Consider the following 7,190-nt stretch of genomic DNA (forward strand, 5'->3'; position numbering starts at 1 on the left):
GGGGGAGAGGGCTGGGGTGAGGGGGAAAAGATCTGAAGCCAGACCAGTCTCTCAGCGTCACCTCAGTCAATAACCCACAGTAAACCGCTGACGCACATGCTCCGGCGTTTCCAACTCATCGATCAACGCAATCGCATAATCGGCAAAACTGATCCAGCTGCGCCCTTCGCTGCTCACCAGCAAATGATCCTTGCCGACACGAAACGTGCCCGTGCGCTCACCTTCGACAAATTCCGCCGACGGCGACAGGAACGTCCAGTCCAGATCACTCTCCTGACGCAACGCCTCAAGAAATGCCGCCCCGGCGCTGGCTTCGGTTTTGTACTCGGCCGGAAACCCTGCGCTGTCGATCACCCGCGTGTCATCTGGCAACAACAGCGAACCGGCACCGCCGACCACCAGCAGGCGTTTCACCCCAGCGCTTTTCAGCGGCCCGACGATCGCAGTCGCTGGCACGGTGGCGAAATGCGCGGCAGTGATCACCGCATCGTGACCGGCCACTGCGTCCTGCAGCGCCGTCGCATCGAGCACATCGACATTCTTGCTGACCACACCGGCACGGCTGCCGATCTTCGACGTATCGCGAGCGATAGCGGTAACGCTGTGCCCACGGCGCAGGGCTTCTTCCAACAATTGGCTGCCGGCACGGCCGGTGGCACCGATGATTGCGATTTTGCTCATGATGTTCTCCAGTTGGCTTGAGATTGCTGCGTATGCGGATTCGGCTTACCAGGCCATTTCGCCCTTGGCGACTTTGGCGCTGAGTTCCAGCGAACTTTCTTCGCCGAGCGACGGGTAGCGTCGCTTCATCCCGGCGATCAGTGCCGTCGAATCCTTGGCCTTGGCGGTTTCGGCGTCGAATGCCTTGATGTAGTCGGCGGTGAACTTGACGCTGGCCAGCGAACGACTGCTGTCGCCCAGGTAATGGCCCGGGATAACCGTGGCCGGTTTCAGGCTTTCGATTGAATCCAGCGTGTCCAGCCAATCAGCGTGGGATTGCGCGGTCTGGGTGTCGGCCATCCACACATGAATGTTCTCGGCGACCACCACGCCACCGACCACGGCCCTGAGCGAGGGAATCCACACGAAGCTGCGATCCGGTTGTTTGCCTTGCAGGCCGATCACCTGCAATTTCTGCCCTTCGAGCATCAGGCTGTCGCCCTTGAGTACCCCGGGCACGATAGTTTTCGCCGGAACGTCGGCGCCCATTTTCGGCCCCCAGAACGCCAGTTTGCCGGCGACGGTCTGGTTGATGTGATCGACGGTCGGCTGCGAGGCCAGCACCTTGGCCTGCGGGAAGGCCTGGGTCAGCGTGTCGAGGCCGAAGTAGTAATCCGGGTCGCCATGGCTGATGTAAATCGTGGTCAGTTGCTTGCCACTGGCGCGGATCTTTTCCACCACGTGTTGCGCCTGGGATTTACCGAACTGTGCGTCGACGAGAATGGCTTCTTTTTCGCCGCTGACCAGCACCGAGGTCACCGGAAAAATAGCCTGGGTGCCCGGATTGTAGACGTCGAGAGTCAGGTTGGCCGCCGCTGCGTGCGCGGCGAAACCGAGGACTGCGGTGGCGAGTACAACGCGTTTAAGTGAGGTGAAGCCGATCATCTGTTGCTCCGCTGTGCGAATGCCGTTGCTGGCGATGGGACAGAGCTTAGTTGCCTGACTCAGTACAAAAAATGCGATGCTTGAACATAGTTTGTTTCTGAAAGCGGGCAAATCATGGATCGGCTACAAGCAATGCGGGTGTTCGTCAGTGTGGTCGATCTGGGCAGCCAGTCGGCGGCGGCCGATCATCTGGACCTGTCGCGGCCGGTGGTGTCGCGCTATCTGGCGGAGCTGGAAGACTGGGTCGGCGCGCGCCTGATGCACCGCACCACGCGCAAATTGAGCCTGACCGCCGCCGGCAACGAGATCCTGCCGCGCTGTCGGCAAATGCTTGAACTGTCGAGCGACATGCAGGCCGCCGTCAGCGAACCTGACGCCGCGCCGCGCGGGCTGCTGCGGATCAGCGTGAGCACCTCGTTTGGTCAGGCGCAACTGGCCGACGCGATGGCGGTCTACGTCCAGCGCTATCCGGGGGTGAGCATCGATCTGCAAATGCTCGATCGCACGGTGAACCTCGTGGATGAGCGCATCGACCTGGCGATTCGCACCAGCAACGATCTCGATCCCAACCTGATCGCCCGCCGCCTGACTGTGTGCCGTTCGGTGGTCTGCGCGGCGCCGGCTTATCTGCAGGAGCACCCGGCGCCTGTGCAGGTCGAGGAGTTGAGTCGGCACAACTGCCTGACCCATTCGTATTTCGGCAAAAGCCTGTGGCATTTCGAAGAGGATGGCGAAGCGGTTTCGGTGCCGGTGCAAGGCAACATCAGCGCCAACGAGGCCAGCACCCTGCTGCGCGCGACACTGGCCGGCGCCGGAGTGGCGATGCTGCCGACCTATCAGGCAGGGGTGCATATTCACAGCGGCGAACTGGTGCGCCTGCTGCCCCACGCCGAACCACGGCAAATGAACATCTATGCCGTGTACGCCTCACGCAAACACATGCCGGCGGCACTGCGCAGCCTGCTGGATTTCCTGGTGGAACGCTTTCCCGAAAATCCGCAATGGGACACTGGCTTGTAAACCCGATTCCCTGTAGGAGTGAGCCTGCTCGCGATAGCGGACTGTCATCTGATGAATGAGTGACTGATTCACCGCTATCGCGAGCAGGCGAAGGCCTACAGGGGATATCAGTGTTCTGAATGACGGGGTAAAACCTCAGGCGTACTCGCTGGCAACTCCGCGCCGCTGACCTATGCTGAAAGTAATACCGCAGGGTATGTCGTTCAGAGGTCATCGCCATGAACATCAAAACAAAAAGATACGCCGCTATTTTCATCACCTGCGCCGCCACGCTGGCGCTGTACGGCACCGCGGCCTGGCGGGTCGAACAGTTGCGTCAGCTGCCGCGCGAGTACGCGAGCTGCAATTACGAGCGCTGCATACCGCACAATGCGACGCTCAATGCATTGCGCTGATGGGTCGGGCTTGAATTGAGCCCCTGCGGGAGCTGGCTTGCCAGCGATTGCAGGCTGACATTCAGCATTGCAGGCGCCTGATCCGCCCCTATCGCTGGCAACCCAGCTCCCACACGGTCTGGTGATGTTGGCAGGATTACTGCTCGGCCTTCAGCCGATCACGAAACGCTTTCGGGGATATCCCCACCCGGCGCCGGAACAGGCGTGTGAAGTTGGTCGGGTCGGAAAACCCCAACAGCTCCGACATCTCGTAAATGGTCATGCTGGTGTAGGTCAGCAAGCGTTTGGCTTCGAGTAACTGGCGCTCGTGCATGATCTGCAACGCCGGTTGCCCGGCCAGTTCGCGGCAGGTGCCGTTGAGGTGCGAGACGGAAATGCCCAGGCGATGGGCCAGATCCTCGACCTTTACATGCTGGCGATAGGTTTCCTCGACCAACTGAATAAAGCCATTGAGGTATTCGCGCTGACGTTGCGGCCGTTGACTGGCTTTGTGACGCACGATCGCCTGGCGACTGACCCAGACCATGATCACGCTGACCAGCGAATGCATGAGCATTTCCCGCGCGGGTTGATGGCTGTTGTACTCGGCCTGCAAGGCGCTGAACAGACTGTTGAGGTAGTCGCCGTCCGCACCGGCCGGGTAATGCTCGGCGCTGGCCAGCGCGTGCACCGAATCGCCCAGTTGTGCCTGCAAGTGGTTAATCAGCGGTGTGGCGAGGGTAACGATGAAGCCCTCAACGTCCTCGGAAAAACGAAAGCCGTGCACCGACAGCGGTGGCAGGACCTGGATCGCCGGGGTTTGCAATTGCGTGCGCTGACCCTCGATTTCAAGCTCTGCCTGACCTTTGAAAACGAATAGCAACTGGCACAGATCGGCGTGGCGATGGGGTTTGATTTCCCACTCGTGTTCGCGACTGCGTGAGGAAATGGTTTCACAGTGCAGCAAGTCAGGGGTCGGCCAGTCCAGGCTTTCACCGTAGAGCTTGAACACGGGAATCGAAGGCAGCTCAGGCTTGTTCATCACTTCAATCCAGGCCTCGGGGTTGTGGGCGATAATCGCACCGATTGGCAGAATGTACAGGTATCGGCTCAGTTTTCACCTTCAATTGACAGACCCGCAAGGGAAAAATGCAAGCACTCGATCCATAAAAAACCCTCACCGGCGTTTGCCGCGTGACGCTTGCGAGCCATAAAAACAATGAAAACGCTGAAAACCCAAATCGCGATCATCGGCGCCGGCCCGTCCGGTTTGCTCCTCGGCCAGTTGCTGCACAACGCTGGCATCGACACCCTTATTCTCGAACGGCAAACACCCGACTATGTGCTCGGGCGCATCCGCGCCGGCGTGCTTGAGCAAGGCATGGTAGAGCTGTTGCGTCAGGCCGGGGTGAGTCAGCGCATGGACGCCGAAGGACTGGTCCATGGCGGTTTCGAACTGGCCCTCGACGGACGCCAGGTGCACATCGACCTGCACGCTTTGACCGGCGGCAAGAGCGTGATGATCTACGGCCAGACCGAAGTCACCCGCGATCTGATGGCCGCTCGTCGGGAGGCCGGCGCGCCGACGATTTATCAGGCGAGCAATGTCGTTCCGCACGGCATGAAAAGCGACGAAGCGTTCGTCACTTTTGAAAAGGATGGCGAAACCTGGCGCGTCGATTGCGACTACATCGCCGGTTGCGACGGTTTCCACGGGGTCGCCCGGCAATCGATTCCGGCCGATTGCCTGAAGGTCTTCGAGCGGGTTTATCCGTTCGGCTGGCTGGGTATTCTTGCCGACACCCCGCCGGTACACGACGAGCTGGTTTACGCCCGTCACGAACGCGGTTTTGCCTTGTGCAGCATGCGTTCGCAGACGCGCACCCGCTATTACGTGCAGGTGCCGGCTGATGACAACGTCGAGGACTGGAGTGACGAGCGCTTCTGGGACGAATTGAAAAACCGCTTGCCGAGCGCACTGGCGGAGAAACTGGTCACTGGTCCGTCGATCGAAAAAAGCATCGCGCCGCTGCGCAGCTTTGTCGTCGAGCCGATGCAATACGGGCGGATGTTTCTGGTCGGCGACGCCGCGCACATCGTCCCCCCCACCGGCGCCAAGGGCCTGAACCTGGCGGCCAGCGATGTCAGCACGCTGTTCAATATTCTGCTCAAGGTTTACCGCGACGGGCGCACCGACTTGCTGGAGAAGTACTCAGAAGTCTGCCTGCGCCGCGTGTGGAAAGCCGAGCGCTTTTCCTGGTGGATGACCTCGATGCTGCACCGCTTCGACGATCACGACGCGTTCAACCAGCGCATCTGCGCCGCGGAACTGGACTATTTCGTTGACTCGGAAGCCGGGCGCAAAACCATCGCGGAAAATTACGTCGGGCTTGCGTACGAGGCTATCGAATAGCTTCCTACCGACTTACACTGGCGAGCATCCCCGCTCGCCATGCCCTTGCGGGTCAATCATTGCCTGCAGGTTTTCCGTGACCACTCTGAACCCGCCTGAAATACCCAAACCGGCCATTCGCAGCGTGCTGGTCGCCCTGATGATGGCGATCTTTCTCGGCGCGCTCGACCAGACCATCGTCGCTGTGTCGATGCCGGCCATCTCTGCCCAGTTCAAGGACGTCAGCCTGCTGGCCTGGGTGATTTCCGGTTACATGGTGGCGATGACCGTAGCGGTGCCGATCTACGGCAAGCTCGGCGATCTGTACGGGCGGCGCAAACTGATGCTGTTCGGCATGGGCCTGTTCACGTTGGCTTCGCTGTTCTGCGGCATGGCGCAGAGCATGGAGCAACTGGTGCTGGCGCGCATTCTTCAGGGCATCGGCGCTGGCGGGATGATTTCGGTGAGTCAGGCGATCATCGGCGACATCGTGCCGCCGCGTGAACGGGGCCGTTATCAGGGCTATTTCAGCAGCATGTACGCGGTAGCGAGTGTTGCCGGACCGGTGCTCGGCGGCTACATGACCGAATACCTGTCGTGGCGCTGGGTGTTTCTGATCAACCTGCCGCTGGGCCTCGGTGCCTGGTGGGTGGCACGGCGCAACCTGCGCGGTTTGCCGATACCGCAGCGCAAACCGGTGATCGACTACCTCGGTACGGTGCTGATGATCATCGGTCTGACCGCCCTGCTGCTGGGGATCACCGAGGTCGGTCAGGGGCATTCGTGGCGCAGCAGCGAAGTGCTCGGTCTGCTTGCTTGTGCGGTGTTGGTGCTGGCGGCGTTCGTCTGGCATGAACGGCGCGCGCGTGAGCCGTTGCTGCCGATGCACCTGTTCGCCAACCGCAGCGCCCTGCTGTGCTGGTGCACGATTTTCTTCACCAGTTTCCAGGCCATTTCGCTGATCGTACTGATGCCGCTGCGCTTTCAAACTGTCACCGGTGCCGGCGCCGACAGTGCCGCGCTGCACTTGTTGCCGCTGGCGATGGGGCTGCCGATCGGCGCGTATTTCGCCGGCCGCCGCACCTCGATCACCGGCCGCTACAAACCGCAGATCCTGACCGGCGCGATATTGATGCCGATCTCGATACTCGGCATGGCGTTCAGCCCACCGGAAGCGACGCTGCTCAGCGGCGTGTTCATGTTGCTCAGCGGCATTGCCGGCGGCATGCAATTCCCGACCTCGCTGGTCGGCACGCAGAATTCGGTCGAACAACGCGACATCGGCGTGGCCACCAGTACCACCAACCTGTTCCGCTCCCTCGGCGGCGCGGTGGGGGTGGCGTTGATGTCGGCGCTGCTGCTGGCGCTGTTGCAACACTCGAGTTTCGCCCACCTGGCAAGCAGTTCACTGCTCAGCGAGGGGCATTCGGGCAATGTCCTGCTCGATGGCCTCAACGCTGCTCCGGGGGATGCGCAGCATGCCTTGCGCGCAGAGCTGTTGGTGACGTTCCGGCATTTGCTGTGGGTGAGTACGGCAGTGTCGTTGCTTGGGCTCGCGGCAGCGATTGCCATGCCGAACAACCTGCTGCGCGGGCGCGAACACGGCGCGAAATAACCGCAACACCACAGACCCCTGTGGGAGCGAGCCTGCTCGCGAAGGCGGTGTGTCATTCAACCAGGATGCTGGCTGACACGACGCCTTCGCGAGCAGGCTCGCTTGTATGGTAGGACTTGAAGGGAGGAGGAGGGACAAGGCTCGATTCTGACTGTTAGCGCAGTACAGACCGTGGGAGATTTTC

General features: G+C 60.9%; 7 protein-coding genes. 4 read left to right on the forward strand and 3 right to left on the reverse strand.

From position 1 onward, the window contains the following. Positions 1 to 66 precede the first annotated feature (66 nt). Positions 67 to 681 carry an NAD(P)-dependent oxidoreductase gene (locus ACYYKW_RS10415; protein ID WP_093098854.1) on the reverse strand — a complete coding sequence of 205 codons (615 nt, stop codon included), beginning with the start codon at positions 679 to 681 and terminating at the stop codon, positions 67 to 69. A gap of 45 nt (positions 682 to 726) precedes the next feature. Then, complete coding sequence (locus ACYYKW_RS10420) at positions 727 to 1,605, reverse strand: MBL fold metallo-hydrolase (RefSeq protein ID WP_464990068.1); 879 nt, start codon at positions 1,603 to 1,605, stop codon at positions 727 to 729. A 114-nt stretch (positions 1,606 to 1,719) separates the two neighbouring features. Between ACYYKW_RS10420 and ACYYKW_RS10425 the strand changes: the two genes are divergently transcribed. Both ACYYKW_RS10425 and ACYYKW_RS10430 read left to right on the forward strand, forming a co-directional pair. Next, entirely contained in the window at positions 1,720 to 2,625 is a 906-nt protein-coding gene (locus ACYYKW_RS10425; protein ID WP_231990199.1) for a LysR family transcriptional regulator, read from the forward strand. Positions 2,626 to 2,843: 218 nt separating this feature from the next. Further along, positions 2,844 to 3,020, forward strand: coding sequence for a hypothetical protein (locus tag ACYYKW_RS10430; protein WP_016773438.1), 177 nt, complete (start codon positions 2,844 to 2,846; stop codon positions 3,018 to 3,020). 136 nt (positions 3,021 to 3,156) lie between these two features. Here the strand turns inward: ACYYKW_RS10430 and ACYYKW_RS10435 are convergent, their stop codons facing one another. Beyond that, the gene (locus tag ACYYKW_RS10435) at positions 3,157 to 4,041 is read right to left on the reverse strand and encodes a helix-turn-helix domain-containing protein (protein ID WP_090285771.1); all 885 of its coding nucleotides are present in this window, start codon (positions 4,039 to 4,041) and stop codon (positions 3,157 to 3,159) included. A gap of 177 nt (positions 4,042 to 4,218) precedes the next feature. Between ACYYKW_RS10435 and pobA the strand changes: the two genes are divergently transcribed. Both pobA and ACYYKW_RS10445 read left to right on the forward strand, forming a co-directional pair. Beyond that, positions 4,219 to 5,412, forward strand: a complete 1,194-nt coding sequence (pobA, locus tag ACYYKW_RS10440; RefSeq protein WP_464990069.1) for a 4-hydroxybenzoate 3-monooxygenase — start codon at positions 4,219 to 4,221, stop codon at positions 5,410 to 5,412. Between the two features lie 76 nt (positions 5,413 to 5,488). Continuing rightward, positions 5,489 to 7,006 carry an MDR family MFS transporter gene (locus ACYYKW_RS10445; protein ID WP_394506525.1) on the forward strand — a complete coding sequence of 506 codons (1,518 nt, stop codon included), beginning with the start codon at positions 5,489 to 5,491 and terminating at the stop codon, positions 7,004 to 7,006. The last annotated feature ends 184 nt before the right edge of the window (positions 7,007 to 7,190 follow it).

The sequence above is a fragment of the Pseudomonas sp. 15C genome, from assembly GCF_055484735.1.